Consider the following 887-nt stretch of genomic DNA (forward strand, 5'->3'; position numbering starts at 1 on the left):
GCTGCTGGCCGATCTCTACCTGGTGGGGGCCCGGCCGCCGGCGCCGTTCATGCCCACCCAGGGCGTGGCGGACGGCGAGTGGTACCGCCTGGTGACCTCGATGTTCACGCACGAGGAACCCTGGCACATCGGATTCAACATGCTCAGCCTGTGGCTGCTGGGCGGACCGCTGGAACAGCATCTCGGCCGGGCGCGCTATCTCGCGCTGTATCTGATCTCCGGTCTCGCGGGCAGCGCCCTGACGTATCTGCTGGCCGGGGGGAGCACGGCATCGCTCGGCGCGTCGGGCGCGGTCTTCGGGCTGTTCGGCGCGACGGCCGTGCTGATGCGCCGCCTCCGCTACGACATGCGGCCGATCATCGCGCTGCTGGTGATCAACCTCGTCATCACCTTCAGCTGGAGCGGCATCGCCTGGCAGGCCCATATCGGCGGGCTGGTCGCCGGTGTCGTCGTCGGCTACGCGATGGTGCACGCCCCGCGTGAGCGGCGGGCGCTGGTCCAGTACGGCACCTGTGCTCTGGTGCTGGGCCTGGTCGTGCTGATCACGCTGGTGAGGACCGCGCAGCTCACCTGAGCCGGAGTTTGTCCACAGACGGTGCCGGATCTTGTGCACACCGTGCGAGAAGCGTGCCGGATCCGGTCGTTGACCGCTGTTTCCGCAGGTCAGGTTGTATGCGAACAGGCTTTCGGTTGGTGGTGTTTCTGTCACACCGGCGTCAACCCCGGAGGGGGTTATCCACAGATCGGGTCGCCTATCCACATGTGGACAAGGGCTGTGGATAACTCAGGGGATAACCCTGCCCAGAGCTGTGGACCCCTCCGGGCAGGGCAGGGCTCAGCGCCTGGCCGGAGCCGTGCGCGGAGCCCGGTCCGGCGCTACTTCCACT

Annotated in this window: 1 protein-coding gene; it reads left to right on the forward strand. The window is 67.5% G+C overall.

Annotated features, from left to right (window positions below; translation table 11 throughout):
- Nucleotides 1–574: rhomboid family intramembrane serine protease (locus tag LPA54_RS33185; RefSeq protein ID WP_228984449.1), on the forward strand; the 574-nt coding region annotated here is incomplete at its 5' end.
- Between the last annotated feature and the right edge of the window lie 313 nt (nt 575–887).

Origin of the sequence: Streptomyces sp. DH12 (genome assembly GCF_020873895.1) — a bacterium.
In the GTDB taxonomy this organism is placed as follows: Bacteria; Actinomycetota; Actinomycetes; order Streptomycetales; family Streptomycetaceae; genus Streptomyces.